At 67.0% G+C, this 25,684-nt stretch carries 24 protein-coding genes; 10 read left to right on the top strand and 14 right to left on the bottom strand.

The window, feature by feature from the left end:
• Positions 1 to 22: 22 nt before the first annotated feature.
• The 8 genes from E7V67_003290 to rsmB all read right to left on the bottom strand — a co-directional run bounded on the left by E7V67_003290 (position 23) and on the right by rsmB (position 8,201).
• Positions 23 to 1,303 carry an EAL domain-containing protein gene (locus E7V67_003290; protein WUR14139.1) on the bottom strand — a complete coding sequence of 427 codons (1,281 nt, stop codon included), beginning with the start codon at positions 1,301 to 1,303 and terminating at the stop codon, positions 23 to 25.
• Positions 1,304 to 1,393: 90 nt separating this feature from the next.
• A complete protein-coding gene (locus tag E7V67_003285) occupies positions 1,394 to 2,167 on the bottom strand; it encodes a class II glutamine amidotransferase (GenBank protein ID WUR14138.1) in 774 nt (257 codons plus the stop codon).
• 79 nt (positions 2,168 to 2,246) lie between these two features.
• Positions 2,247 to 2,504, bottom strand: a complete 258-nt coding sequence (locus tag E7V67_003280) for a DUF3567 domain-containing protein (GenBank protein ID WUR14137.1) — start codon at positions 2,502 to 2,504, stop codon at positions 2,247 to 2,249.
• Between the two features lie 114 nt (positions 2,505 to 2,618).
• Positions 2,619 to 2,996: a GTPase gene (locus tag E7V67_003275; protein WUR16222.1), complete on the bottom strand. Its 378-nt coding sequence runs from the start codon at positions 2,994 to 2,996 to the stop codon at positions 2,619 to 2,621.
• Between the two features lie 10 nt (positions 2,997 to 3,006).
• Positions 3,007 to 3,726, bottom strand: a complete 720-nt coding sequence (locus E7V67_003270; GenBank protein WUR14136.1) for a response regulator — start codon at positions 3,724 to 3,726, stop codon at positions 3,007 to 3,009.
• 158 nt (positions 3,727 to 3,884) lie between these two features.
• Positions 3,885 to 6,176, bottom strand: a complete 2,292-nt coding sequence (locus E7V67_003265; GenBank protein WUR14135.1) for an ATP-binding protein — start codon at positions 6,174 to 6,176, stop codon at positions 3,885 to 3,887.
• Entirely contained in the window at positions 6,177 to 6,752 is a 576-nt protein-coding gene (locus E7V67_003260) for a DUF4390 domain-containing protein (protein ID WUR14134.1), read from the bottom strand.
• Positions 6,753 to 6,818: 66 nt separating this feature from the next.
• A complete protein-coding gene (gene rsmB / locus E7V67_003255; GenBank protein WUR16221.1) occupies positions 6,819 to 8,201 on the bottom strand; it encodes a 16S rRNA (cytosine(967)-C(5))-methyltransferase RsmB in 1,383 nt (460 codons plus the stop codon).
• A 438-nt stretch (positions 8,202 to 8,639) separates the two neighbouring features.
• On the opposite strand from rsmB, the gene argS reads away from it, so the two are divergent.
• The 7 genes from argS to E7V67_003220 are packed head-to-tail and all read left to right on the top strand — an operon-like array spanning position 8,640 to position 14,790.
• The gene (gene argS, locus E7V67_003250; GenBank protein WUR14133.1) at positions 8,640 to 10,349 is read left to right on the top strand and encodes an arginine--tRNA ligase; all 1,710 of its coding nucleotides are present in this window, start codon (positions 8,640 to 8,642) and stop codon (positions 10,347 to 10,349) included.
• 5 nt (positions 10,350 to 10,354) lie between these two features.
• The gene (locus E7V67_003245) at positions 10,355 to 11,029 is read left to right on the top strand and encodes an SPOR domain-containing protein (GenBank protein ID WUR14132.1); all 675 of its coding nucleotides are present in this window, start codon (positions 10,355 to 10,357) and stop codon (positions 11,027 to 11,029) included.
• A 25-nt stretch (positions 11,030 to 11,054) separates the two neighbouring features.
• Positions 11,055 to 11,720 carry a thiol:disulfide interchange protein DsbA/DsbL gene (locus E7V67_003240; protein ID WUR14131.1) on the top strand — a complete coding sequence of 222 codons (666 nt, stop codon included), beginning with the start codon at positions 11,055 to 11,057 and terminating at the stop codon, positions 11,718 to 11,720.
• Positions 11,721 to 11,730: 10 nt separating this feature from the next.
• Entirely contained in the window at positions 11,731 to 12,504 is a 774-nt protein-coding gene (locus E7V67_003235) for an SDR family oxidoreductase (protein ID WUR14130.1), read from the top strand.
• A gap of 14 nt (positions 12,505 to 12,518) precedes the next feature.
• Positions 12,519 to 13,316 carry a biotin--[acetyl-CoA-carboxylase] ligase gene (locus E7V67_003230; protein WUR14129.1) on the top strand — a complete coding sequence of 266 codons (798 nt, stop codon included), beginning with the start codon at positions 12,519 to 12,521 and terminating at the stop codon, positions 13,314 to 13,316.
• A complete protein-coding gene (locus E7V67_003225) occupies positions 13,313 to 14,098 on the top strand; it encodes a type III pantothenate kinase (protein ID WUR14128.1) in 786 nt (261 codons plus the stop codon). The genes E7V67_003230 and E7V67_003225 overlap by 4 nt, the downstream gene beginning before the upstream one ends.
• Positions 14,092 to 14,790 (top strand): SPOR domain-containing protein, encoded by a 699-nt coding sequence (locus E7V67_003220; GenBank protein ID WUR14127.1) that lies wholly within the window; start codon positions 14,092 to 14,094, stop codon positions 14,788 to 14,790. Before E7V67_003225 ends, E7V67_003220 begins: the two co-directional genes overlap by 7 nt.
• Positions 14,791 to 14,928: 138 nt before the next feature.
• Here the strand turns inward: E7V67_003220 and E7V67_003215 are convergent, their stop codons facing one another.
• From E7V67_003215 to E7V67_003190, 6 genes are read right to left on the bottom strand one after another with little or no spacing between them, the layout of a single operon-like run.
• Complete coding sequence (locus E7V67_003215; GenBank protein ID WUR14126.1) at positions 14,929 to 15,966, bottom strand: septal ring lytic transglycosylase RlpA family protein; 1,038 nt, start codon at positions 15,964 to 15,966, stop codon at positions 14,929 to 14,931.
• The gene (gene rodA / locus E7V67_003210) at positions 15,963 to 17,078 is read right to left on the bottom strand and encodes a rod shape-determining protein RodA (protein WUR14125.1); all 1,116 of its coding nucleotides are present in this window, start codon (positions 17,076 to 17,078) and stop codon (positions 15,963 to 15,965) included. Before rodA ends, E7V67_003215 begins: the two co-directional genes overlap by 4 nt.
• A 4-nt stretch (positions 17,079 to 17,082) precedes the next feature.
• Positions 17,083 to 19,389 carry a penicillin-binding protein 2 gene (gene mrdA, locus E7V67_003205; protein WUR14124.1) on the bottom strand — a complete coding sequence of 769 codons (2,307 nt, stop codon included), beginning with the start codon at positions 19,387 to 19,389 and terminating at the stop codon, positions 17,083 to 17,085.
• A gap of 10 nt (positions 19,390 to 19,399) precedes the next feature.
• Complete coding sequence (gene mreD / locus E7V67_003200) at positions 19,400 to 19,912, bottom strand: rod shape-determining protein MreD (protein WUR14123.1); 513 nt, start codon at positions 19,910 to 19,912, stop codon at positions 19,400 to 19,402.
• Entirely contained in the window at positions 19,909 to 20,976 is a 1,068-nt protein-coding gene (mreC, locus tag E7V67_003195) for a rod shape-determining protein MreC (GenBank protein WUR14122.1), read from the bottom strand. Before mreC ends, mreD begins: the two co-directional genes overlap by 4 nt.
• Before the next feature lie 47 nt (positions 20,977 to 21,023).
• Positions 21,024 to 22,067 (bottom strand): rod shape-determining protein, encoded by a 1,044-nt coding sequence (locus E7V67_003190; protein WUR14121.1) that lies wholly within the window; start codon positions 22,065 to 22,067, stop codon positions 21,024 to 21,026.
• A 264-nt stretch (positions 22,068 to 22,331) separates the two neighbouring features.
• On the opposite strand from E7V67_003190, the gene gatC reads away from it, so the two are divergent.
• The 3 genes from gatC (at position 22,332) to gatB (ending at position 25,671) form a co-directional block, all read left to right on the top strand.
• Entirely contained in the window at positions 22,332 to 22,631 is a 300-nt protein-coding gene (gene gatC / locus E7V67_003185; protein ID WUR14120.1) for an Asp-tRNA(Asn)/Glu-tRNA(Gln) amidotransferase subunit GatC, read from the top strand.
• A 74-nt stretch (positions 22,632 to 22,705) separates the two neighbouring features.
• Entirely contained in the window at positions 22,706 to 24,190 is a 1,485-nt protein-coding gene (gene gatA / locus E7V67_003180; protein ID WUR14119.1) for an Asp-tRNA(Asn)/Glu-tRNA(Gln) amidotransferase subunit GatA, read from the top strand.
• A gap of 20 nt (positions 24,191 to 24,210) precedes the next feature.
• A complete protein-coding gene (gatB, locus tag E7V67_003175; protein ID WUR14118.1) occupies positions 24,211 to 25,671 on the top strand; it encodes an Asp-tRNA(Asn)/Glu-tRNA(Gln) amidotransferase subunit GatB in 1,461 nt (486 codons plus the stop codon).
• Positions 25,672 to 25,684 lie beyond the last annotated feature (13 nt).

Raw genomic sequence — 25,684 nt, 5'->3', positions numbered from 1 at the left:
ACTTCGAGACGCGAGGGTTATCTCACACCGCGTAGCGGGTAACGGTATCGCTCCACTCGAACGCCGCCATCTCCAGCTCGACCAGCTCCTGCGTCGACATCGCCAGGTCGGCCAGCGCCGGCAGGATCGCTTCCTCGTTGTCCTCGATGCGTTCCAGCGCCTCGGCCAGCTTCAGCAAATCGCCAAAGAAGCCCGCGCGGTACAGCAGCGCATCCGACACCTCCTCGCTGACCGCCACCTGCGTCATGATCTCCGTCATCGGCATGCCGAACAGCGTGTCCATCAGCGACATGATCCCCACCGTGAACGCGATGTCGGCCACGTGGCGGTGCGCCGGACGCAGCTTTTGCGCCAGCAGTTCCAGCAGGCGGCCGCGCGTGGTGGCCAGCAGCAGCAATGGCGTCAGGTTATTGCCGCGCTTGCCCGGCTCGGCGTACAGCATGATCTGCAGCCAGCGCTGCAACTGGCGCCGGCCCAGGATGGCCACTGCCTGGCTCAGCGAATCGATGCGCTGGCGCGCGCCCACTGCCGGCGTGTTGACCAGGCGGATCAGGTTCAGCGCCAGCGATACGTCGCGCTTGATGGCGCGTTCGATGTCGGGATTGTCCGCATCGGACGTGACGAGCTTCATCAGCTCCAGCAGCGCCAATTGCGACGGCGTCAGCTTCTTGCCGCTCATGATCGCGGGCCGGGCAAAATAGAAACCCTGGAAGTAGTCGAAGCCCAGGTCCAGGCAGTTCTGGAATTCCTCCCGCGTCTCGACTTTCTCGGCAACCAGCTGCTTGCCGTCGCGTTTGAAGCGCGGCGCCGTGCGCGCGCGCATGTCGGGCGACGTGTCGCGCATGCTCATCTTGACGAATTCGATCATCGGCAGCATCGCCTGCACCTGGGCGCTGTCGCCGCGCACGTCCACCAGCGCGAAGCGGAAGCCATGGCTGGCCAGGTCGGACATGCGCGCCAGCACGGCCGGCGTGGCCTGCATCGTCTGGTCGATCTCCAGCACCGTTTTCTCGCGCGGCAGGAAGCCGAAGATATCGCTGAGGATGGCGTCCGCGTCGACGTTGACGAACGCCAGCGACTCGCCTATCACCCGCTCCACCCCCAGTTGCGAGGCGTGGGCAATGACGGCGGCGGTGGCCGACAGCGCTGACGTGTCGATCTGGGCGGGCCCGATCGGCGCGTTGCGGAACAGCAGTTCGTAGGCGACCAGGCCTTGCTGGCGGTCCAGGATCGGTTGCCGTCCCAGGTAAAACTCGCGCACGCGCAGGTTACGGGAACTGTCGTTACTGGAAAGATCAATCATGGCATGCGTCCTGGTTATCCTGCCATTTTGACATTAACCGGCGTCAAATGGTGAGTTTCTGGCAAAAAATATATTTTGCCAGCAGAAACTTCACGGCCGTGGCTGCGGCAGCCCGTCGACAAAACACAGCAATTCACCCGGCGCGAAGGCTGTCCAGCGCTCATTGGTCGTCAGCGGCTGGGTGACGATGATGGCGACGCGATCGTTGGGGGTGGTCACTTGCGAGAAATCGACACGCACGTCCTCGTCGGACAGGATCGCCGTGTCGAACGGGTGCTGGCGCACCAGGTAATGCAGGCTGGTGGAACAATGCGCGAACAACGCCGTGCCATCCGACAGCATCATGTTGAACGTGCCGTGGGCGGCGATCGCCGGCACCAGCTCGGCCAACGCGGCCTCCAGCGCCGCCAGTGCCGGCCGGGCATCGCCGAAGCGGCGCCGCAACTCCTGCAACAGGTAGCAGAACGCGCGCTCGCTGTCCGTCGTGCCGACCGGGCGGAACGCGCCGTCCAGCAGTGGCGCGAATTCCTTCAGGTCGCCATTATGGGCAAACACCCAGTAGCGCCCCCACAGCTCGCGGACGAACGGATGGCAGTTCTCCAGCGCGACTTCGCCCTGGGTGGCCTTGCGGATGTGCGCGATGACATTGCGCGATTTGATGGGATAGGTCTTGATCAGGGTGGCGACCGGCGAATCGACGGCGGCCTGGTGATCGACGAAGTGGCGCACGCCGGCGCCCTCGAAAAAGGCGATGCCCCAACCGTCATGGTGGGTATCGGTACGGCCGCCGCGCATGGCGAAGCCGGTAAAGCTGAACACAATGTCGGTCGGCACATTGCAGTTCATTCCCAGAAGTTGGCACATGGCATTACGTGAAAAAGGTCTACCCGACCGTCACCTTATCACGGCCGCCCTGGGGCGGCGAGCGGTGCCTTGCAGCGCTTCAGTGCAGTAGTACAGGCTGACTCATCAATGAGTCGTAATTGCCGAGGAACTCGTCGATTTCCTCCATCGTGGGCTCGTTGGCGATGAGCTGATTGACGTCGCGGCGGAAGTTCTGTGCCAGCAGGCCGGCAATGAAGATTTCGCGCTTGCCGCCTTTGTCGACGATTTCATAGCCACCGAACCGCAGGGCTTCGAGTTCGCGGTCAGGACCGAATTCGACGACGCTGTACTGCTCGCTGTTGTAGATGAGGTTCATATCGCTTCCTTCTCTCCAGGGGCGGAACCGGGCTGGGTTCCGCGTTCAGTTTCGAAGTGGGGCTGTACAAAATCTTTTCAAGAGACCAAAAGACCGGTACAGAACCTTCAGCAATCACGCCGTGATGTCGTCACAGAGGGACAGCAGGCTGTCGTAGGGCGAGGCCGACAGAAACGCGCGCAGCTGTCCGACATGGGTCGCATCGGCCAGGCTGATAAAAAGTCGCGCTGGCGGACGGCGCAAGAGACGGTTCAATGTAACACGCAACACCAGATTGCCGGCGCAGCAAAGACAACCCGGGGCGATGCGCACGATGGCCGGGGGAGTGGCCAGTGCGGCGCTGTCGGCCAGGGGAGAGGTCGGGTCCGCCAGGCCCTCGATGATGACCGTCGTGTCCGGCTCATCGACGACGGCCATGATCGCCCGTTCGCGATCGGCGGCGCGGCGGCCCGTGACGAGCGTCGTCGGCAGGGGCGGCCGCGGGAACGGCACCGGCAAGCCGTCAGGCCTGCTGGTTCTTCTTCGCCAGCTTGCCAGGCTCGACGCCCAGCTGCTTCAGCTTGCGATACAGGTGGGTGCGCTCCAGTCCGGTCTTCTCGGCCACGCGCGTCATGCTGCCGCCTTCGCGGCCCAGGTGGTGTTCGAAATACATCCGTTCGAAGGCGTCGCGCGCCTCGCGCAGCGGCAGGTCGAACGACAGGTTGAACGTCTGGCCCTCGCCGCTGCCGCGCGTCATGGCGATGCCGTGCGCGCCGGCGGCCGGTGCCGGCTGGGCGCCGAAGGTGGGCGCGGCCGCTTCCTCGACGGGCGGCAGCGCGGCGGGACGCTGCGCCATCACGGGCGCGCGCACCACTTCCTGCGCACGCGTCAGGCCGGCCTGCACGGCCTTCAGCAGCTTCTGCATGGCGATCGGCTTTTCCAGGAAGTTCAGGGCGCCGATGCGGGTGGCCTCGACCGCCGTGTCGATCGTGGCGTGGCCGGACATCATGATGACCGGCATCGTCAGCAGGCCGTCGCGCTGCCACTCCTTGAGCAGCGTGACGCCATCGGTATCGGGCATCCAGATGTCGAGCAGGACCAGGTCGGGCGCGCCGGCGGCCCGGGCCTGGCGCGCCTGCTGCGCGTTTTCCGCCAGCGTGACCGCGTGGCCCTCGTCGCCGAGGATTTCCGAGAGCAGTTCCCGGATGCCCATTTCATCATCTACTACCAGAATATTTGCCATCTATCCCTGCCCTCTTCTTATCATTTTGCGACGGCCCGGCCGCGGTGGACGCTGGTGGCATCCGCTTGCATTCCGCTGCTCCGGCGGTGCCATAATTCCTCACGGAATCACTGTGCGGCTGGCCGAGCGTGACGATGATTTTATTAGTGTTCCGAATATTATGCCAACTGCACTGGTGCCAACTTTAACAGTAAAATCAGCACCGAAGCGCCACTTCCATCGGCATGGTTCTGGATATCGATCCGGCCCCCATGCTCGTCGATGATTTTCTTCACCATCGCCAGTCCCAGCCCTGTGCCGCGCGCCTTCGACGTGACGTACGGCTCGAACGCGCGCGCCAGGATCTTGGGCGCGAAGCCGGGGCCGTTGTCCGAGATCGACAGGCGCACGGCGATGCGCGTGCCGCCGTCGGCGCTCTGGTAGTGAATCGCTTCCGTGACCACGTCGATGCGCGGCGCGCGCGTGGGCGCGACCTGGTCGGCCAGCGCGTCCTGGGCGTTCTGCAGCAGGTTGTGGATCACCTGGCGCATCTGGGTCTCGTCGCCCATCACCATCGGCAGGAACGGCGCCAGCTGGGCGTGAATGATGTCGTTGCCCTCGTCGCCCACATACAGGTGCAGGATCTCCTCGACCAGCGCGTTCAGGTCGAGCGGCTGCAACTGGGCCGGCGGGGTGCGCGCGTAGTCGCGGAAATCGTCGACCATGCGCTTCATCGCGCTGACCTGGTTAACGATCGTGCTGGTGCTCTTGTTGAGCAGCTCCACGTCGCGCGCTTCCAGCTTGTCTTCCAGCTTCATCTGCAGGCGCTCGGCCGACAGCTGAATCGGCGTCAGCGGGTTCTTGATCTCGTGCGCCAGCCGGCGCGCCACCTCGCCCCAGGCGATCGAGCGCTGGGCGGAGATGACGTCGGTGATGTCGTCGAATACGACGATGTAGCCGCCGCCGCCTTCCTGCGGCAGGCGCGAGCCGCGCGTCAGCAGGATCAGCGCGTTCTCGTCCGGCCCGCCACCGGGGCGCGAGATCTCGATCTGGCGCTGCCAGTGCAGGCGCTGCACGTTGCGCCCGGCCGCCGACTGCGCGCTCTGCGCCGAGAACGCGGCCGTGACGGCGGCGGCGAATTCCTGCATGCCCTCCACTTCCGCCAGCGGCTTGCCGATCAGCGCCGCGCCGGCCTTCTGCAGGATGCGCTCGGCCGAATCGTTGCAGGTGAGGAGGCGGAACTCGGCATCGAGCACCATCACGCCGGCCGACATATTGGCCAGCACGGACTCCAGGTGGGCCTTGGCATTCTGCAGCGCGATGCGGTTGCGCTCGACCGCGGTGCGCGCCTCGGACAGCTGGCGCGTCATCGTGTTGAAGCTTTGCGTCAGCGTGCCCAGTTCGTCGGAACTGGCGACGATCGGCCGCGGCGACAGGTCACCCTCGGCCACCGCGCGCGTGCCCTCGGCCAGCAGCAGCAGCGGCTGCGCCAGGTCGTTGGCGATCAGGAAGGCGGCCGCGATGGCGCCGAACACGGCCAGCAGCAACGTCAGCGTCAGCGTCTCGATGTACATGCGGCGCAGGCCGACGCGGGCCACGAAGCGTTCCTTGTACTCGCTGTAGGCGCTGCGCAGCATGTCGCCGTCGCTGGCCAGGCGCGGCGCCGCGGCCTGGATGATCTGCAGGTAGCGCGGCGCCAGGTGCACGCCCGAGGCCTGCACCGAGCCCGGGATCGGCAGCAGCACACGCAGGCGCAGTACGTTGTTCGGGTCGGGCTGGGCCGGCGGGGCGGCCGCGCTGTCGTCGCGCAGCTCGCTGCCGCCTTCAGCCACCGCATAGGGCGGGTCGGCCTGCGCCTTGGCCATCATCGCGGTCGTCGGCAGGTCGGCCGACAGGTTGACGCGGCGCTCGCCCATCGCGGAGACGATCAGGCCGCCGTCGGCATCGACGATGATGGCGCTCTGCGTGCGCGGATGGTTCTTGACGAAGCGGGCCAGTGCGGAAGGCGCCGCGTAGAACGGCAGGCGCGACAGCTCGTCGGCCGTCTTGTCCGCCTCCGCGCGCAGCTCCGTCAGCGAGGCATCCAGCGCCGAGCGGCCCAGGTCCAGGCCGGCCTCCAGCGCCTCCTCCACGCGCACGTTGAACCACGACTCGATCGAGTGCGAGACGAACTGCACGGAGACGAGGAAGATGACGAGCCCCGGCAGGACCCCGATGGCGGCGAACAGCATGACGAGCCGTGTCATCAGCCTCGAGCCGAACTTGCCGCTCTTGTAGCGTGAATACAGCCGGAACAGCGAGACGGCCACGAGGGCCAGCAGCGCGAAGGCCACCGTGGCGTTCATCGCCAGCAGCCAGGAATAGTAACGGTCGAAGAAGCCGGAATTGTCGGAGGCCGACGCCAGCAGGAACAGCAGGATGCTGCAGATCGCTCCCGCGACGACGAACAGATACCGCAGTGCCTGGGTCACTTACTCGGCCCTGTACTGGAAGGTTTTCTTCTGGGACGCCAGGGTCCACTCGCGGTTGTTGAAGGCGCTGACCTGGATCGGCTTGGGCAGGTAGTTGCGGTCCATGCCCATGCTGACGGTGACGTTGTAGACCTCGCCCACCTTCAGCGCGCCGCGCGGCGCCACGACCCAGCGGGTGGGCCGGCGGATGAAGAACAGCGCATCCTCGAGCGATTCGAAGTTCTGCGAGACGCTGCCGATGATCGTCACATGGTACTGGCGCGTCAGCACGTCGTACCAGATGCGGTGGGTGCGCTTGTTGGTGACGGCCTTCTCGTCGAACCAGTACCAGCGCGGCCGGGTGAACGAGACTTCGGTGGTGAAGTACAGCTGCACGCCGTACTGCAGGGCGTCTTCCAGGCCGTGACTGAGGTCGAACGAGTAGGCGGCGGACAGGCGGTAGCCCTCCTCGGCCGCCTCGATGTACGCACGGGTGATCTCCACGGTCTCCTCGGCGGCCCGGGCCGCCTGCGGCAGCGCGCAGGCCAGCATCAGCAGCAGCTGGCAGGCCAGGAGTCGGACGAATCGTAAGGTCACGTGCGCGCTATCGATCGGTGGTTGCGGTGGTTGTCGAGCCAAACAGGCGGAAACTGGCTGATTTTCTTACGCATCTTTCTGGAACAGCGCGTAAAACAAACCATCGTGATCCTGTTCGGCCGCGCCCACGGGCAGCAGCTGACCGGGCGCATCGAGTCGCGTGGCGCGATTGCGCACCGCGAAAGCGGCCGCCTGCGCCTCGGATTCCTGCGGCCACAACGAACATGTCACGAACAGCAATTTACCATTGGGCCGCAGCATCTGCCAAAGATTGTCGAGAATTTCGGCCGAAAGTGTTGCAAGTTGGAGCGTGTCGCCCTTGCGGCGCAGCCAGCGGATATCGGGGTGGCGCCGCACGATGCCGGAGGCCGTGCACGGCACGTCGGCCAGAATGCGGTCGAAGCCTGCGCCGTCCCACCAGCCACGCGTTTGCGCCTCGGCCGCCAGCAGGGTCGCTTGCAAGCCCAGGCGCTCCAGGTTTTCGCCCACGCGCGCCAGGCGGCGCGGGTCGGCGTCGAGGGCCGTGACGTGCACATCGGCCAGTTCCAGCATGTGGCAGGTCTTGCCGCCGGGCGCCGCGCAGGCGTCCAGCACGCGCATGCCGTCCTGCAGGTCCAGCAGCGGCGCGGCCAGCTGGGCGCCGGCATCCTGCACCGAGACCAGGCCGGTGTCGAAGCCGGGGATCGCGTGCACGCCGACCGGCTTGTCCAGCCGCACCGCGATTGGTCCGACCTGGCGCGCGCCGATGCCGGCCTCGGCCAGCAGGGCCAGGTAGTCCTCGACGCTGCCCTTGCGCGCGTTGACGCGCAGGGTCAGCGGCGGCGCCGCGTCGCCGGCCGCCAGGATGCGCTGCCACGCCTGCGGATAGGCCGTGATGGCCGCATCGATCCACCACTGCGGGTAGTTGTAACGTGCCACCGGTTGCGACTCCACCTCGGCCAGCAGCGTCTCGCGCTCGCGCAGGAAGCGGCGCAGCAGCGCGTTGACCATGCCCTTGGCGCGTACCGTGTCCGGGTGCGACCCGGCGGCCGTGACGGCCTGGTCGACGACGGTGAACGCTTCGTACGGCGTGACGCCGGCGGCATCGGCCTGCATCAGCGGCAGCGCGCAGGCCAGCAGTGCCGCCACCAGCGGGTCCGGCGCCTTGGGCGCCATCGCGGCCACCAGCGCGTCGCTGCGGCCGAGCTGGCGCATGGCGCGGTAGGCGATGTCCTGGATCGCGCCGCGGCCCTGCGCCGTGGCTTCCTGGGCGCCGAACACACCCGTCAGCGCCTGCGGCAACGCGGTGCCGCTGCGCACCTGGACCACGGCGGTGGCGGCGCCCAGCAGCGCGAACGCCAGCGAATCGGGCTTCAGCTCGGCCTTGTAGCCCGTCTGCAGGGCCGGCTTCAGGTCGCGGTGGTGACTGGCGCGCAGGCCCGACGGGTCCGGCGCCGGCGCTGTGCCCATCGGCGGGGCCGGCGGCGTGGCCGGCTTGCCGGGGCGCGGCGCGTGCTGGCGGATGGCGTCCTTGTTCCAGGGTGTGGCCGTGGCAGCGGCTGGGGCCGGGCTGCGCGGCGGCTGGGCTGGCGCCGCCTTTGGCTGTGGGGCCGGCCTGGCTGCGGGGCGCGCTGGGCCTGCCTTCTTGGCCGGGGCCGGCTTTGCCTTCAGGGACAGCGTCGGACGCTTGTTCATGTGATTCTTTCGTGATGCGGTAATAAAGGCGGGATTGTATCAGCGTGCGGCCACCCTGCCCGCACCGGCCGGGCGGGGCCGGCAGCGGCGTCCAGCTTGTATAATGTCCGAGCTAAAATGTCCGCGTCTAAAATGTCCGCGTCTAAATTGTCCGTTCTATAATGTCCGGTCTTTAAAGTCTTTCAATTGCGCGGCCCCGCCGCCCATACGCTCATGCTCGCCCAACAAAAACAACAGATCGTCGACCTGTTCCAGGCCGCCCTCGCCCCGATCCTGGCCGGATCGGATCTCTCCCCCAACGTGGTGCTGGAGCGTCCGCGCGATGCCGCCCACGGCGACGTCGCCTGCAATATCGCCATGCAGCTGGCCAAGCAGCTGAAAACCAACCCGCGCGAACTGGCGCAGAAGCTTGTCGCCGCGCTGCTGGAAAACCCGGCCGGCAAGGACGTGATCGCATCGGCCGAGATCGCCGGCCCCGGCTTCATCAACCTGCGCGTGACCGATGCGGCCAAGCAGGCCGTCGTGTCCACCATCCTGGCGCAGCGCGAGGCGTTCGGCCGCAGCGACGCGGGCACGGGCCAGCACGTGATCATCGAATTCGTCTCCGCCAACCCGACCGGCCCGCTGCACGTGGGCCACGGCCGCCAGGCCGCGCTGGGCGACGCGCTGTCCGCGTTGTTCGAGGCGCAGGGCTTCGACGTCACGCGCGAGTTCTACTACAACGACGCCGGCGTACAGATCCACACGCTGGCCACCTCGGTGCAGGCGCGCGCGCGCGGCATCAAGCCGGGCGACGCCGCATGGCCGGAATCGGCCTATAACGGCGACTATATCCAGGACATCGCGGACGACTTCCTGGCCAAGAAGACCGTGGCCGCCAGCGACGGCGTGCCCGCCACGGCTTCCGGCGACGTCGAGGACTTCGAATCGATCCGTGCGTTCGCCGTGGCCTACCTGCGCAACGAGCAGGACATCGACCTGCGCGCGTTCGGCGTCAAGTTCGACAACTACTACCTGGAATCGTCGCTGTACAAGGACGGCAAGGTCGAAGCGGCTGTTGCGGCGCTGGTCGCCAACGGCCATACCTACGAGGAAGGCGACGCCCTGTGGCTGCGCACGACCGACTACGGCGACGACAAGGACCGCGTGATGCGCAAGAAGGACGGTACCTACACGTACTTCGTGCCGGACGTGGCCTACCACATCGTCAAGTTCCAGCGCGGCTTCACCCAGGCCATCAACGTGCAGGGCTCGGACCACCACGGCACCATCGCCCGCGTGCGCGCCGGCCTGCAGGCGGTCAACATGGGCATCCCGCAGGGCTATCCGGACTACGTGCTGCACAAGATGGTCACCGTCATGAAGGACGGCGCCGAGGTCAAGATCTCCAAGCGCGCCGGCTCCTACGTGACCGTGCGCGACCTGATCGAATGGTCCGGCGGCGGCGACATCACCAAGGGCCGCGATGCCGTGCGCTTCTTCCTGATCTCGCGCAAGGCCGATACCGAGTTCGTGTTCGACGTGGACGTGGCGCTGAAGACCTCGGACGAAAACCCGGTCTACTACGTGCAGTATGCGCACGCGCGCATCTGCCGCATGCTGGAACAGTGGGGCGGCGACGAAGCCACGCTGGCCGGCGTCGACCTGGCGCCGCTGCAGGCGCCAAGCGAGAAGACGCTGCTGGCCACGCTGGCCCAGTACCCGGAAGTGCTGGCGCGCGCGCAGGCCGAGCTGGGCCCGCACCAGGTGGCCTTCTACCTGCGCGACCTGGCCGCCGCGCTGCACAGCTTCTACTTCGCCGAGCGCGTGCTGGTGGACGACGAAGCCGTCAAGCTGGCCCGCCTGGCGCTGGTCGTCGCCACCCGCCAGGTGCTGCGCAACGGCCTGGCCCTGATCGGTGTTTCCGCTCCCAACCAGATGTAAGACTCATGACCCATCGCTCAAGTTCCGTTTCGCACGCGCGCCAGCAAGGCAGCACGCTGGTCGGCATCATCATCGGTCTCGTCATCGGCCTGGCGATCGCTGTCGTCGTGGCCCTGATGATCACCAAGGGCCAATCGCCGTTCACGGAAAAGCCCGCCCGCGCCAAGCCGGCCGAGGCCACGGGCCAGATCTCGGACCCGAACAAGCCGATGTACGGCAACCGCGACGCCACCCGCAACGCCAACCGCGACTTCGAGAAGGAGGCGCATCCGGCCGCCCCGGCACCTGCCCCGGCACCGGCCGCGCCGCAGCCCGATCCGCTGCAGGCCGTGGTGGACAAGATCCAGGCCCAGCCCAGCGAGACCAAGGCGCCGGCGCCCGTCAACACGGCCGCGCCGCCGTCGCAGTCGGGCGCCCCGGCGCCATCCGCACCGGGCGACGACAAGTGGGTGTACTACCTGCAGGCCGGCGCCTACCGCGAGACGGCGGACGCCGAAGCCGTGCGCGCCAAGCTGGCGCTGCTGGGCTTCGAGGCCAGCGTGACCGACCGCACCACCGATTCGGGCGTGCTGCACCGCGTGCGCGTGGGCCCGTTCACGCAGGTGGAAGCGATGAACAAGGTGCGCGGCAAGCTTTCCGAGAACGGCGTCGACGTCGCCGTGGTACGCAACCAGAAATAACCCCCCTGCCTGGAGAACGATGCATATGCTGAAGAAGATCCTGTCCGTCCTGACCTTGTCGCTGGTGGCCCTCGGTGCCGCGGCCTCCCCCACGGCACCGAAGGAAGGCGCCGACTACCAGGTGCTGCCGACGCCGCAGCCGACCGACAGCGGCAAGAAGGTCGAGGTGATCGAGTTCTTCGCTTACTGGTGCCCGCACTGCAATACCTTCGATCCGTCGCTGTCCGCCTGGGTGAAGAAACAGGGCGACAACATCGTCTTCAAACGCGTGCACGTGCCGTACAACGAACGGATGGCGCCGCAGCAGAAGCTGTACTACACGCTGGAGTCGATGGGCCTGGCCGATCAGTTCCAGCCGAAGGTGCTGAAGGCCCTGCATGAGGACCGCCAGGACTTCACCCGCGACGAGGCGGTATTCGACTGGGTGGCGAAGAACGGCATCGACCGCGCCAAATTCAGCGACACGTATCGTTCGTTCGGCGTGGCCGGCAAGATCCGCCGCGCCGGCGCCATGATGGAGAGCTACAAGGTCGAGTACTGGCCGCTGCTGGTCGTCGATGGCCGTTGGCAGGTCTCGCCCAGCCTGACGGGCCAGGCCAACAAGGAACTGGACACGGAAGCGAAACAGCAAGCGGCCACGCTGCAGGTGCTGGACGCCCTGGTCGCCAAGGCGAAAGCCGAGAAGAAGTAGTTCCCCCGCCGTGCAGCGCGTCTTCATTACCGGCGCTTCCAGCGGCATCGGCGCCGCGCTGGCGATGCAGTACGCGCGCGCTGGCGCCACCGTCGGCCTGCTGGGACGCAGGACCGACGCGCTGCACGCCCTGCTCTCCGCCCTGCCCAATCCCCACCTGCACCGCACCTACACCGTCGACGTGCGCGACCATGCCGCCTTGCAGGCGGCCGCCACCGACTTCCTGACCCACGCCGGCGGCATCGATATCGTCATCGCCAATGCCGGCATCTCGCACGGCACGCTGACCGAGCGGGCCGAGGACCTGCCGGTGTTCAGCGACATCATCGCCACCAACGTCACCGCCACCGTGGCCACCTTCGGCCCCTTCATTGCCGCGATGCGTGCCCAGCGCGGCGGCCGCCTGGTCGGCATCGGCAGTGTGGCGGGTATCCGCGGCCTGCCCGGCGCCGGCGCCTACAGCGCTTCGAAAGCCGCCGTGATGACTTACTGCGAATCGCTGCGCGTGGAGCTGCGCGGCAGTGGCATCGACGTGGTGACGATCGCACCCGGTTACATCGATACGCCGATGACGCGCCATAACCCGTATCCGATGCCGTTCCTGCTGGCGCCCGATGTTTTCGCCGCGCGCGCGGTGCGCGCCATCGACGCCGGCGTCAACTACCGCGTGATTCCCTGGCAGATGGGCATCGTTGCCAAGCTGCTGCGGCTGCTGCCCAATGCCCTGTATGATCTGGCCTTTGCGCGCGCGCCGCACAAGCCGCGCAAGGCCTCGCACTCATGAACCAGAAAACTTCCATGCTCGACGCAGCGGCCATCCACGCCGGCTGCGCCGCCAGCGCTTCCCATATCGCCATCGAAGTCGTGCCCGAGACGGGATCGACCAACGCCGACCTGCTGGCCCGCCTGCCGTCGGGCGCTGACGCCGGCACGGCCATGAGCGGCCCGGTGCTGCGCATCGCCGAGCGCCAGACCGCCGGGCGCGGCCGGGCCGGGCGCAGCTGGCTGTCCGCCCCCGGCGCGTCGCTGACGTTTTCGCTGGCGTGGCGCTTCCGGGGGCCGCTGCACCGCCTGGCCGGCCTGCCGCTGGCCGTCGGCGTGGCGCTGGCGGAAACGCTGGCCGGCCTGAACGTGCCGGTGCAGCTGAAGTGGCCGAACGACGTGATGAAGGACGGCGCCAAGCTGGCCGGCATCCTGGTCGAGACGCAGGCCGCGCCGGACGGCGCCATCTGGGCCGTCATCGGCTGCGGCATGAACCTGGCGCCGCCCGACGAGCTGGAAGCCGCCGTCGGCCGCGCCGTCGCGTCGGCCCCATGGCTGGCGCAGATGGACCGCAACACGCTGGTGGCCACCTTGCTGAGCCGCCTGGCGGCCGTGCTGGCCGAATTCGACGACACCGGGTTCCCCCCGTTCACGGAGCGCTGGAATGCCTTGCAGGGCTGGCGCGGCGCGGCCGTCAACATCCTCGACAACGGCACCGTCATCCAGCAGGGCCGCGCGGCGGGCGTGGACGATGCGGGCCGGCTGCTGCTGGATACCCCTGCCGGCCGCGTCGCGGTGCTGTCGGGCGACGTCTCGCTGAGGCTTGCGTCGTGAACGCCAACAAAAACGCGTGGCTGCTGATCGACGCGGGTAATACCCGCATCAAGTGGGCACTGGCGGACCGCGCCAGCGACGCCTGGCTGGCCCAGGGCGCCGCGCTGCACGCCGAAGCGTCCGACCTCGCCGTGCAGTGGAGCGCGGCCTTCGCGGCGGCGCCACCGGCGCGGGTGCTCGCCGCCAACGTCGCGGGTGCCGCCGTGCGCACGCGGCTGGAGCAGATGCTGGCTGCCGTCGCGCCGGGGGCGAGCGTCGAATGGTTCGCGTCTTGCGCACAGCGTGCGGGCCTGGTGAACGGCTACCGCAATCCCGCGCAGCTGGGCTGCGACCGCTTTGCCGCCGCCATCGGCGCGCGCGCGCTGGCACCCGATCGTCCGATTATCGTGGCCAACTGCGGCACGGCGACCACGGTGGATGCCATCGATGCCTCTGGCCGCTTCATCGGCGGCATGATCCTGCCGGGCCTGGGCCTGATGGCCAGCTCGCTGGCCCGCAACACGGCGCAGCTGCCGCAGATCCAGCCGGGCACCCTGCTGCCCTCCCCGTTCGCGGACAACACGGACGACGCGATCCTGGCCGGCTGCCTGTCGGCGCAGGCCGGCGCCATCGAGCGCGCCTCCGTCCAGCACGGCGCCGTAGAATGCATCCTGTCGGGCGGCGCGGCATCGTATATCGCGCCGATGCTGACGCTGGCACCGGGGCTGGTGCTGCGCCACGTGGACAATATCGTGATGAAAGGCCTGCACGCCATCGTGCGGGCGGAGGGTGACGTGTGCTGAAGTTCTGTTTTGCCGTGCTGCTGCTCGCCAATGCCGCGCTGTTCGCCTATGGCCAGGGCGTGCTGGGCAGCTTCCAGGGCGAGGAGCATGAGCCGGCGCGGCTGCAGAAGCAGCTGAACGCGCAGCAGTTGAAACTGATCTCGGCCGCCAAGGCCAACGCGGCCGGCGCCGCCGTCGCGCCCGCGCCCGAGGCAGCACCCACGCCCGCCCTGGCGCAGGAAGAGAAACCGGTCGTCGCCTGCCTGGAAGTGGGCAACTTCACGCTGGCCGAAGCGCGCCGCTTCGAAGCGCAGCTGGCGCCGCTGGAACTGGGCGAGCGCCAGGCGCGCCGCAACGTGCAGGGCCAGGAAGTGTCCAGCTACATGGTGATGATCCCGCCCGCGCCGACGCGCGACGTGGCGGAAAAGCGCGCCGCCGAGCTGCGCGCGAAAGGCGTCGCCGATTTCTACATCATCCCGGAAGGCCAGCAGAAGAACGGCATCTCGCTGGGCGTGTTCAAGGCGGAGACGGCCGCGCAGACGGAGCTGGCCAAGCTGGTCAAGCAGGGCGTGACGGCGGCCCGCGTGGCGCCGCGCTATTCGCCCAGCAAGCAGATGCTGTTCCAGTTCCGCGACATCAGCGCGGCGACTCGGGTGAAGCTGGAGCGGATTGCCGTGAAGTTCCCGGAGCAGCAGGTGCGGGGGTGCAGGTAAGGTGACCGCTGACGTTTGAAGGCTTGGGGTCTGTCCCTCCGGGACTGACCCCGGTTTTCCAAGGCGGCACGAGCGAACCGATTAAAACCAGGGTCAGTCCCCATGCGGGGACAGACCCTGAGCTTGACACGCTGACGGTCAGTTGACCTGCCGCTGCACGATCAAAGGCTTCAAGCGCAGCGCCGGCGGCAGCCGCGCCGCGGCGTTGGCCGCTTCCTCGCGGCTGCCGAACGGGCCGCCGTACAGCCGGTACAACGTCCCGGCCTGCACCACCTCGTAATCGCTGCCGCGCGTGGCGCTGGCCAGCCGTTCGCGCATCGTTACCGCGCTTTCCTCGCGCGCGTACGCGCCCAGCTGAAGGTAGAAGCCGCCCGGCGCGGGCGCGGCGCGATCCGGCGTGGTGCTGCGCGTCAGCAGGAAGTTCTCGATGTCGTCCGGGCCGGTCGTCGCCGACAGTACCGGCGTGGCGCCCTGTGGCGCCACCGGCAGACCCTCGACGGCCGCGATCAAGGTGCCGGCCTTGCGCGCGGCGACCATGCGGTCGATCTCGTCCGGCATGATGCGCGTCACTTCCAGCTGGCTGCTGCCGTTGCCCAGCAGGCCCAGTTTCAGCGCGGCCGTGTAGGACACGTCGATCACGCGGCTGGAGTGGAACGGACCGCGATCGTTGACGCGCACGACGACGGACTTCCCCGTGTTCAGGTTCGTTACGCGCGCATAGGACGGAATCGGCAACGTGGGATGCGCGGCCGACATCTTGTACATGTCGTACAGCTCGCCCGACGACGTGCGTTGGCCATGGAATTTCTTGCCGTACCAGGTGCCCATGCCGCGCTGCGTGAACGGCTGGTCGTTCGGAATCGGTGTGTAGGTCTTGCCGAACACCACGTACGGCCGGTTCGAGCGCGGCAGCAGCGGATCGTTGCGCACTTCCGCGTCCGGCGTCTGCATCAGGTTCGGCGGCGGGTCGTCGCCCGGGCCGTCGTCCTTGTAGTAACCGCCGCGCCCGGAGCCGGCCGGCGGCAGGTCCGGCACGCCCGGCTCGCGCTTGTGCGGCTTGACTTTCGGTGCCCCCGGCAGCGCGGCGATGATGGGATTGCTGCCGCAACCGGCCAGCGCCAGCAACACCGCCAGCAAGGCGCAGCTGCCGGCACGGCGCATGACGCGCGCCGTCATGTCTGCACCAGCTTGCGATTGCGCTGGATGCTCATCAGGATGCCGGAGGCCACACCCAGGGTCAGCGCGGCCGTGCCGCCATAGCTCATGAACGGCAACGGTACGCCCACGACAGGCAGGATACCGCTCACCATTCCCATGTTAACGAATGCATAGGTAAAGAAGATCATCGTAGTGGCGCCCGCCAGCAGGCGGGTAAAGAAATTGGGCGCGTTGGCCGTGATCATCAGGCCGCGCCCGATCAGCAGCAGATAAAGCAGCATCAGGAACAGGTTGCCGGCCAGCCCGAATTCCTCGGAGTAGACGGCGAAAATGAAGTCGGTGGTCCGCTCCGGCACGAACTCCAGGTGCGCCTGGGTGCCGCGCGTCCAGCCTTTGCCGGTAATGCCGCCGGAGCCGATCGCGATGATCGACTGCAGGATGTGGAAGCCCTTGCCCAGCGGGTCGGAGGTCGGATCGATCAGGGTCATGACGCGCTCGCGCTGGTAGTCGTGCAGCATCGACCAGGCCACGGGCATGCTGGCCACACCGGCCACGACAAGGCCGAGGATCGCCTTCCACGGCAGGCCGGCCAGGTAGATCACGCAGAAGCCCGCGGCCACCACCAGCAGCGCCGTGCCCAGGTCGGGCTGGCGCGCGATCAGGAACACGGGAATGAGCAGCAGCACCGCGCCGATCGCATACGTGTGCCAGCGCAGGTGGCCCTGCTGGTGCTGGAAGAACCACGCCAGCATCAGCGGCACGGCCAGCTTGGCGAACTCGGAGGGCTGGATGTCGACCACACCGATGTGCAGCCAGCGGCGCGCACCCAGCTTGATGGTGCCGACCAGCGCCACGGCCAGCAGCAACAGCAGTGTGACCGCATAGGCCGGCACGGCGATGCGCATCATGTTTTGCGGCGACAGGTTCGCCACCACCCACATCACGAAGAACGACATGGCGATATTGCGCAGGTGGTCCTCGATCTTGCCGGGGATGCCGATGCTGGCCGAGTACAAGGTGACCAGGCTGGTGGTCAGCAGCACGATCAGCACCGTCACCAGCGCCGGGTCGAACACCGTCACGTAGGGGCGCACGCGGCGCCACAGCGAGCGTCGTTCATTGATGCGCATGGGTCTATTCCTTCCGCGGCGGCAGCGCCGCCGGTTGCTGAACGGCGGCCCGGACCGGCGGCGCTGCCGGTACAGCCGCCTGCACGGCCTGCTGCGCGGGCGCGCGCGCGGCCGGCCGCGCGGGCAGGACAGCCGACGGCGCCGGCTGCTGCGCCGGCGGCGTCACGGGCGCGTTCGGTTGCGTTGACTTGGGGACTCCCGGCACCGCCTGGGTCTTGGGGCGCTCCGGGATCAGGCCGGGCGACACGTTGGCCGCGGGCGCCGCCGGCGTGCGCGGATTGGTCACGCCAGCCGGCACGGGTGCGGCGGTGGCCGCCACGCCGACGGCACCGCCCTGCTGCGCGGCACGCCGCTCCAGCGCGGCCGCCGCTTCCTCCTCGGCGGCCGGGCCTTCCACCGGCGCCAGCACTTCCGCATCCTCCTTCGGCACCGGCGTGGTTTCCTTTTCCGTCGGGCGTTTGCCCAGCAGCCAATAGTCCAGCACCTTGCGCGCGATCGGCGCGGCGACGGCGGCGCCGAAGCCGGCGTTCTCCACGACCATCGCCAGCACGATCTTCGGCTTGTCGGCCGGGGCGAACGCGGTGAACAGGGAGTTGTCGCGCAGCCGCTCGGCCAGCGAGGCGGCGTTGTACTTCTCGTTGGCCTTGATGCCGACCACCTGCGCCGTACCGGTCTTGCCGCCTACCGTGTAGCCCACGTTCTTGAAGACGCCGTAGGCGGTGCCGCCCGGCTCGCTGGTCACGCCCACCATCGCGTCCTTGATGATGTCGATGTTCTTCTGCTGCAGCGGGATGCGGTAGCTTTCCTTCGGCACCGTCAGCGTACGCGCCTTGGTACCGCCATCCTCGATGATCTTGACCAGGTGCGGCTTCATGACGATGCCGTTGTTGGCCAGGTTGGCCACCGCGTGCGCGATCTGCAGCGGCGTGTACGAGTTGTAGCCCGAGCCGTTGCTGACGGAAATCGTGTCGCCGCCGACCCAGCGGCCGGCCGCCGGATTCTTCTTGTAGCGCGCCCGCTTCCACTCCTGCGACGGCAGCACGCCCGTCTTCTCGTTCTCCAGGTCGATACCCGTCTTCTGGCCGAAGCCGAACGGCTTCATAAAGTCGTGGATCGTGTCGATCCCCATGTCCTTGCCCAGCTGGTAGTAGTAGGTGTTGCAGGAGACGACGATCGACTTGCGCAGGTCCACCGTGCCGTGGCCGCCCACCTTATCGTCGCGGAACTTGTGATTGCCGAGGTACATATAGCCCGGATCGGCGATGGCCTGGCTGGGCGTGCGCTTGCCCAGCTCCAGCGCCGCCAGCGCCATGAACGGCTTGAAGGTGGAGCCTGGCGCGTAGGTGCCGGACAGCGGCCGGTTCACCATCGGCCGGTCCAGCGAGGTATTCAGTTCGTTCCAGCTCTGCGCGTCGATGCCGTCGACGAACAGGTTGGGGTCGTAGCCCGGCCGCGACACATAGGCCAGCACGTCGCCCGTTTCCGGCTCGATCGCCACCAGGGCGCCGCGCCACTCGCCGAACGCTTCCTCGGCGATCTTCTGCAGCTCGATGTCGATCGACAGGATCAGGTTGCTGCCCGGCGTGGGCGCCGTGCGCGACAGCGTGCGGATCGCCCGCCCGCCGGCCGACACTTCCACTTCCTCGTAACCGGTGACGCCGTGCAGGCGGCGCTCGTAGCTCTTCTCCAGGCCTTCCTTGCCGATGTAGTCGGTACCGTTGTAGTTGGCGGCATCCTCGGAGGCTTCCAGCACCTTGGCCTCGTTCTGGTTGATGCGGCCGATGTAGCCGATCACGTGCGACGCCGTCTCGCCCAGCGGATAGTTGCGGAACAGGCGCGCCTGCACTTCCACGCCGGGGAAACGGAAGCGGTTGGCGGTGAAGCGGGCCACTTCCTCGTCCGTCAGGCGGGTGCGCAGCGGCACGCTGGCGAAATTCTTCGATTCCTCCAGCAGCTTCCTGAAGCGGCGGCGGTCCTTCGGCGTCACCTCGACGAGGCCGGACAACTGTTCGATCATCTCCTCCAGCGGAATGCGCAGCTTGGACGGCGTGATCTCCAGCGTATAGGCCGAGTAGTTCCGCGCCAGCACCACGCCGTTGCGGTCCAGGATCAGGCCGCGGTTCGGCATGATCGGCACGATGGCGATGCGGTTGTCTTCCGCCTGGGCGGCGTAGTCGCTGTGTTTGATCACCTGCAGCCAGACGAAGCGGGCCAGCAGCAGCGCGAAGCAGATGAAAACGAGGGCGCCGAGCAGCGACAGCCGCACCTTGAACAGGTACAGTTCGCGCTCGTTGTTCTTCAACTCGGTCATGACGGGCCGCTCAGATCGGGCGGGTATGGTCTTTGTCGACGGCGCGCCGCTGCGGCGCCAGCAGCGCCATCGTCACGACGGGCCACAGCAGGGCCGACACGACACTCTCGACGAAATAGAACCAGCCGGGAAACTTGCCGGTGACGACGAAGCGCACCAGCAGCTGCACGGCCTGCGCCAGCAGCAGCAGCGGCAGCACGTGCATGGCCTGCGTCATGATGGGAAACCACAGCACGCGGCGATGCATCATGATGGCGAAGTACGACAGCAAGGTGTACGCCAGCGCGTTCTCTCCCAGCAGCGTGGCATCGTGCACGTCCATCAGGAGCCCCAGGCAGAAAGCGGTGCCGATGCCCACCTTGCGCGGCTGATGCACGCCCCAGAACACCAGCACCAGCGCGACGAAATCGGGCGCGCCGATGAAGCGGCCCCACGGCAGCAGGTTCAAGAGGAACGCGATCAGCAGGCTGAAGGCAATGAACAGCGGACTGACGGGCAGCAGGATGTATTGGGGACGGTTCATCGTGTCTCCTGGGCGGCCGGCGCTCCGGCGGCCGGCGATGCGGCGGTGGGTGCGGGACGGGCCGCGGGCGGGACGGTGGCCGCCGGTGCCGGCGCGGCGGTGGGTGCCGGGGTCGTAGCGGGTGCGCGCGCGGCGGCCGGCGCCGCTTCTTTCGCGTCCTTGGCGTCCTTGGCGTCCTTCTTTTTCCTGGCCGGCTTGGTCACTTCTTCCTCGGGCGGGCGCGGCGGCATTTCCGGCAGCGACATCAGGATCAAGAGCTGCGTATTGCGCTGGATGCCGGCCAGCGGCTGGCAGACGATGCGGCCGAACGCGCCGTTGGCATTGTTCTCCACCTGTGTCACGCGCGCCACCGCCAGCCCGGCCGGGTAGATGCCGTCGATGCCGGAGGTGACGAGGATGTCGCCGACCACCACGTCGGCATTCGGCTCCATGAAGCGCAGATCCAAGTTGCCGGACTGGCCGCGGCCATAGGCAACGCTGCGCAGGCCGTTGCGCAATACCTGGACTGGAATGGCCTGCTCCTTGTCGGTCAGCAGCGTGACTTCGGAGGTGAACGGAAACACACGGGTGACCTGACCGACGACGCCCTGGTTGTCGATCACCGGCAGGCCGGGCTTGACGCCCTGCTGGCTGCCGCGGTCGAGGATGACCTTGCGCGTGAAGACGTCACGCGCGTCGTACAGGATCTCGCCCAGCATGGTCTTGCCGGGCAGTTTCTCGCGCGCTTCCAAAAGCTTCCTCAGCTGGTTGTTCTCGGCCTGGGTGCGCTGCGCCTGCTGCAGCGTCTGCGCCATGGCGATCTGCTGCTGTTTCAGGTCGCGCACCTGCTTTTCCAGGGCGGACAAGGAGGAAAAATAATTGCCCATGCCGACCAGCGCATCGCGCGGCAGCATGGCGACGACCTGTACCGGATACAGCACCGTGCCGGCCACCTGGCGCGCGACGGTCAGCGCATTGAAACGGGCGTCGACCAGCAGCAATGCAATCGAGATGCATGCGAAGACCATCATCTTGGCGCGCGCCGACGCGCCTTGCTTGAAGAGTGGCGGTGGACTGTATTCCATAGACCCAGTAAAACAAGGGCGGCTCGCGCCGCCCTGTTTGCCAATGCTTATTCGTAGGAGAAGATGGAACCCAGCTGGTCCATGCGCTCCAGCGCCATGCCGGAACCGCGCACGACGCACGTCAGCGGGTCTTCCGCCACCAGCACCGGCAGGCCGGTCTCCTCCATCAGCAGGCGGTCCAGGTCGCGCAGCAGCGCGCCGCCGCCCGTCAGCATCATGCCCTTCTCGGCGATGTCGGCGCCCAGTTCCGGCGGGGTCTGCTCCAGCGCGTTCTTCACGGCCGACACGATATTGTTCAGCGGGTCGGTCAGCGCTTCCAGGATTTCGTTCGACGAGATCGTGAACGAGCGCGGGATGCCTTCCGACAGGTTGCGGCCCTTGACTTCCATCTCCTTCACTTCGGAGCCCGGGAATGCGGAGCCGATGGCCTTCTTGATCGCTTCGGCCGTCTGTTCGCCGATCAGCATGCCGTAGTTACGGCGGATGTAGTTGACGATCGCTTCGTCGAACTTGTCGCCGCCCACCCGCACGGAGCCCTTGTAGACCATGCCGCCCAGCGAGATGATGCCCACCTCGGTGGTGCCGCCGCCGATGTCGACGACCATCGAGCCCGTCGCATCCGACACCGGCAGGCCGGCGCCGATCGCGGCGGCCATCGGCTCCTCGATCAGGTAGACCTGCGAGGCGCCGGCGCCCAGCGCCGATTCGCGGATCGCGCGGCGCTCGACCTGGGTCGAACCGCACGGCACACAAATGATGATGCGGGGGGAAGGACGGAAGAACTTGGAATCGTGCACCATGCGGATGAACTGCTTGAGCATCTGCTCGGTGACGGTGAAGTCGGCAATCACGCCGTCCTTCATCGGGCGGATCGCCTCGATGTTGCCGGGTACCTTGCCCAGCATCTGCTTCGCTTCCTTGCCTACCGCCTGGATGGTCTTCTTGCCGTTCGGGCCGCCTTCCTGGCGGATCGCGACAACGGAGGGTTCGTCAAGGACGATGCCGGAACCGCGCACGTAGATGAGGGTGTTTGCCGTGCCGAGGTCGATGGCCAGATCCGACGAGATGTACCTGCGTAAAAAACCAAACATGAGTATCCTGTAGCGCTATGCCCGCGCGTGGGCAGTTGTTCAAAGTGTCCTGGGAGAGGCGGTGACGCAGCCCTTGGAGCGCCAGCAACGCATCAACCCGCCATTCTACCTTATAATTTGCAGGCTATTTGCCCTAAATCCACCCAAACGTGCAGGCCTGCAACCCTTATTTTGCACGTTATTGGCAGGGTTTTAACGGCGAGATAGCCGATTTTATAAAAGCCATATCGATACCACAATCAAACGCGCACTGCGCTCCCAGCCATGTCCCTGACACTCTCCGACGTAAAACGCATTGCCCACCTCGCCCAGCTGGAAATGGACGAGCAGCATTCCGCCGCCATGCTGGACAAGCTGAACGGCATTTTCGCGCTGGCCGAACAGATGCAGGCCGTCGATACGGATGGCGTCGCCCCCCTGTCGCACCCGCTGGCCGCCCATATGGACGTGGCGCTGCGGCTGCGCGAGGACGTGCCGACCGAGCCGAACCGCCGCGACGACTACCAGCAGGTGGCGCCGAAGACCGAAGACGGCCTGTACCTGGTACCGAAGGTCATCGACTGACCGCCGCCGCACCGACCGCCCGTCAACCTCAAGCTTAGCGGGGCGCCGGCCAGAACGGCGCTCCCAACACATTCATGCACAACAAGACCATCAAAGAGCTGTCCACGCTGCTGCAGGCCAAGGAAATTTCCGCCACCGAACTGGCGACGCATTTCCTCGACCGCATCGAAGCGTCCGACCTGAACGCCTTCCTGCACGTCGACCGTGCCCTGACCCTGGCCCAGGCCGCCGAGGCCGACGCCCGCCTGGCCGCCGGCAACGCCCATCCGCTGACCGGCGTGCCGATCGCCCACAAGGATATCTTCGTCACGCGCAACTGGCGCTCGACCGCCGGCTCGAAAATGCTGGCCAACTACGTCAGCCCATTTGACGCCACCGTCGTCGAGAAGTTGCATGCCGCCGGTATGGTGCACCTGGGCAAACTCAATTGCGACGAATTCGCGATGGGCTCGTCCAACGAGAATTCCGACTTCGGCGCCGTCAAGAACCCATGGGACAAGACGGCGGTGCCGGGCGGTTCCTCGGGCGGCTCCGCCGCCGCCGTCGCCGCGCGCCTGGCGCCGGCCGTGACGGGCACGGACACGGGCGGCTCAATCCGCCAGCCGGCCTCGTTCTGCGGCATCACCGGCATCAAGCCGACCTACGGCCGCGTGTCGCGCTTCGGCATGATCGCCTTCGCCTCCTCGCTGGATCAGGGCGGCCCGATGGCGCAGACGGCCGAGGACTGCGCCCTGCTGCTGTCCGCCATGGCCGGCTACGACGAGCGCGACTCGACCAGCCTGGCGCCGGAACAGGGCGGCGTGCACGAGGACTTCAGCCGCAACCTCAACGAGCCGCTGACCGGCCTGCGCATCGGCGTGCCGAAAGAGTATTTCGGCGAAGGTTTGGCGAAGGACGTCGAAACCGCCGTGCGCGCGGCGCTCGACCAGTTCGTGAAGCTGGGCGCCACCCTGGTCGACATCTCGCTGCCGAACACCGCGCTGTCGATCCCGGCCTACTACATGATCGCGCCGGCCGAGGCCTCGTCCAACCTGTCGCGCTTCGACGGCGTGCGCTACGGCTTCCGCGCCGAGGGCTACAAGGACCTGCAGGACATGTACAAGAAAACGCGCGCCCAGGGCTTCGGCCCCGAGGTGCAGCGCCGCATCATGGTCGGCACCTACGTGCTGTGCCACGGCTACTACGACGCCTACTACCTGAAGGCGCAGCGCATCCGCCGCAAGATCGCGCAGGACTTCGCCAACGTGCTGTCGGGACCTGCCGCGGTCTGCGACGTCATCATGGGCCCGGTCGCGCCGACCGTGGCCTGGGACCTGGGCGCCAAGGCCGACGATCCGGTGGCGAACTACCTGGCCGACATCTTCACCTTGTCCACCAGCCTGGCCGGCCTGCCCGGCATGTCGATCCCGTGCGGCTTCGGAGCAGGCGAAAAGAACGGCAAGCGTCCCGTCGGCCTGCAAATCATCGGCAACTACTTTGCCGAAGCGAAGCTGTTGAACGTGGCGCACCAGTTCCAGCAGGCGACCGATTGGCACCAGCAGGCTCCCGCCGGCATCTAAGAACAGAGGAAGAACATACTATGGAATGGGAAGTCGTCATCGGTCTCGAGAACCACGTGCAGCTCACGACCGACTCCAAGATTTTCAGCGGTTCGCCCACCGCCTTCGGCGCCGCGCCGAACACGCAGGCCAGCCCGGTCGACCTGGCGCTGCCGGGCGTGCTGCCCGTGATGAACAAACAGGCTGTCGATCGCGCGATCCGCTTCGGCCTGGCCGTGGGCGCGACCATCGCGCCGCGCTCGATCTTCGCGCGCAAGAACTACTTTTATCCCGACCTGCCGAAGGGCTACCAGATCAGCCAGATGGACGACCCGGTCGTGCAGGGCGGCTCGCTGACGTTCGGCTACGAGAAGGACGGCAAGTTCGTCACCAAGACCGTCAACCTGACGCGCGCCCACCTGGAAGAGGATGCCGGCAAATCGCTGCACGAGGACTATCACGGCATGTCCGGCATCGACCTCAATCGCGCCGGCACGCCGCTCCTGGAGATCGTGTCGGAACCGGAAATCCGCAGCGCGCAGGAAGCCGTGGCCTACGCCAAGGCCCTGCATGGCCTGGTGATGTGGCTGGGCGTCTGCGACGGCAATATGCAGGAAGGCTCGTTCCGCTGCGACGTCAACGTTTCGGTGCGCCCGAAGGGCCAGAAGGAATTCGGCACCCGCTGCGAGATCAAGAACCTGAACTCGTTCCGCTTCATCGAGGAAGCCGTCAACGTCGAGGTGCGCCGCCAGATCGAACTGATCGAGGATGGCGGCAAGGTCGTGCAGGCCACCCGCCTGTACGATCCGGACAGGAAGGAAACGCGCGAGATGCGCAGCAAGGAAGACGCGCAGGACTACCGCTACTTCCCCGACCCCGACCTGCCGCCGCTGGCGATCTCGCAAGAGTGGATCGAGCGCGTCAAGGCCGCCATGCCGGAACTGCCGGCCGTCATGCGCGAGCGCTTCGTGGGTGAATACAAGCTGCCCGAGTACGACTCGCTGATCCTGACGTCGTCGAAGGCGATGGCAGGCTACTTCGAAGCCGTGGTCGCCACGGCCGGCCAGGAAAACGCCAAGGCGGCCGCCAACTGGCTGATGGGCGACGTCTCTTCCACGCTGAACCGCAACGACGTCGACATCGCCGATGCTCCCGTCACGCCGGCCCAGTTGGGCACGATGCTCAAGCGGATTGCCGACGGCACGATCTCGAACGCGGCCGCGAAGAAGGTCTTCGCCGCCTTGTGGGAAGCGGGTTCGGACGACGTCGGCGCGGTCGATGCCATCATCGCCGAGAAAGGCCTGAAGCAGATTTCCGACACGGGCGCGCTGGAAGCGATCGTCAACGAAGTCATCGCCAAAAATGCCAAGTCGGTCGAGCAGTACCGCGCCGGCAAGGAAGCGGCCATCAACGCACTGATCGGCCAGGCCATGAAGGCCTCGAAGGGCCAGGCCAACCCGGCCCAGCTGACCGAGCTGCTGAAGGCGAAACTGGCGGGCTGAGCGCGCCAGGCAT

Origin of the sequence: [Empedobacter] haloabium, assembly GCA_008011715.2 — a bacterium.
Taxonomy (GTDB): domain Bacteria; phylum Pseudomonadota; class Gammaproteobacteria; order Burkholderiales; family Burkholderiaceae_D; genus Rugamonas; species Rugamonas haloabia.
The sequence above is the reverse complement of the archived record's forward strand: the minus strand, read 5'-3'. Positions and strand labels throughout refer to the sequence as shown.

Coding starts and splice junctions, on each gene's coding strand:
- gatC (WUR14120.1), top strand. CDS start 22,332: ATGTCCCTGACACTCTCCGACGTAAAACGCATTGCCCACCTCGCCCAG.
- mreC (WUR14122.1), bottom strand. CDS start 20,976: ATGGAATACAGTCCACCGCCACTCTTCAAGCAAGGCGCGTCGGCGCGC.
- E7V67_003270 (WUR14136.1), bottom strand. CDS start 3,726: ATGGCAAATATTCTGGTAGTAGATGATGAAATGGGCATCCGGGAACTG.
- E7V67_003215 (WUR14126.1), bottom strand. CDS start 15,966: ATGACGGCGCGCGTCATGCGCCGTGCCGGCAGCTGCGCCTTGCTGGCG.
- gatA (WUR14119.1), top strand. CDS start 22,706: ATGCACAACAAGACCATCAAAGAGCTGTCCACGCTGCTGCAGGCCAAG.
- E7V67_003280 (WUR14137.1), bottom strand. CDS start 2,504: ATGAACCTCATCTACAACAGCGAGCAGTACAGCGTCGTCGAATTCGGT.
- argS (WUR14133.1), top strand. CDS start 8,640: ATGCTCGCCCAACAAAAACAACAGATCGTCGACCTGTTCCAGGCCGCC.
- rsmB (WUR16221.1), bottom strand. CDS start 8,201: ATGGGCACAGCGCCGGCGCCGGACCCGTCGGGCCTGCGCGCCAGTCAC.
- mrdA (WUR14124.1), bottom strand. CDS start 19,389: ATGACCGAGTTGAAGAACAACGAGCGCGAACTGTACCTGTTCAAGGTG.
- E7V67_003190 (WUR14121.1), bottom strand. CDS start 22,067: ATGTTTGGTTTTTTACGCAGGTACATCTCGTCGGATCTGGCCATCGAC.
- E7V67_003290 (WUR14139.1), bottom strand. CDS start 1,303: ATGATTGATCTTTCCAGTAACGACAGTTCCCGTAACCTGCGCGTGCGC.
- mreD (WUR14123.1), bottom strand. CDS start 19,912: ATGAACCGTCCCCAATACATCCTGCTGCCCGTCAGTCCGCTGTTCATT.
- E7V67_003240 (WUR14131.1), top strand. CDS start 11,055: ATGCTGAAGAAGATCCTGTCCGTCCTGACCTTGTCGCTGGTGGCCCTC.
- E7V67_003285 (WUR14138.1), bottom strand. CDS start 2,167: ATGTGCCAACTTCTGGGAATGAACTGCAATGTGCCGACCGACATTGTG.
- E7V67_003245 (WUR14132.1), top strand. CDS start 10,355: ATGACCCATCGCTCAAGTTCCGTTTCGCACGCGCGCCAGCAAGGCAGC.
- gatB (WUR14118.1), top strand. CDS start 24,211: ATGGAATGGGAAGTCGTCATCGGTCTCGAGAACCACGTGCAGCTCACG.
- rodA (WUR14125.1), bottom strand. CDS start 17,078: ATGCGCATCAATGAACGACGCTCGCTGTGGCGCCGCGTGCGCCCCTAC.
- E7V67_003230 (WUR14129.1), top strand. CDS start 12,519: ATGCTCGACGCAGCGGCCATCCACGCCGGCTGCGCCGCCAGCGCTTCC.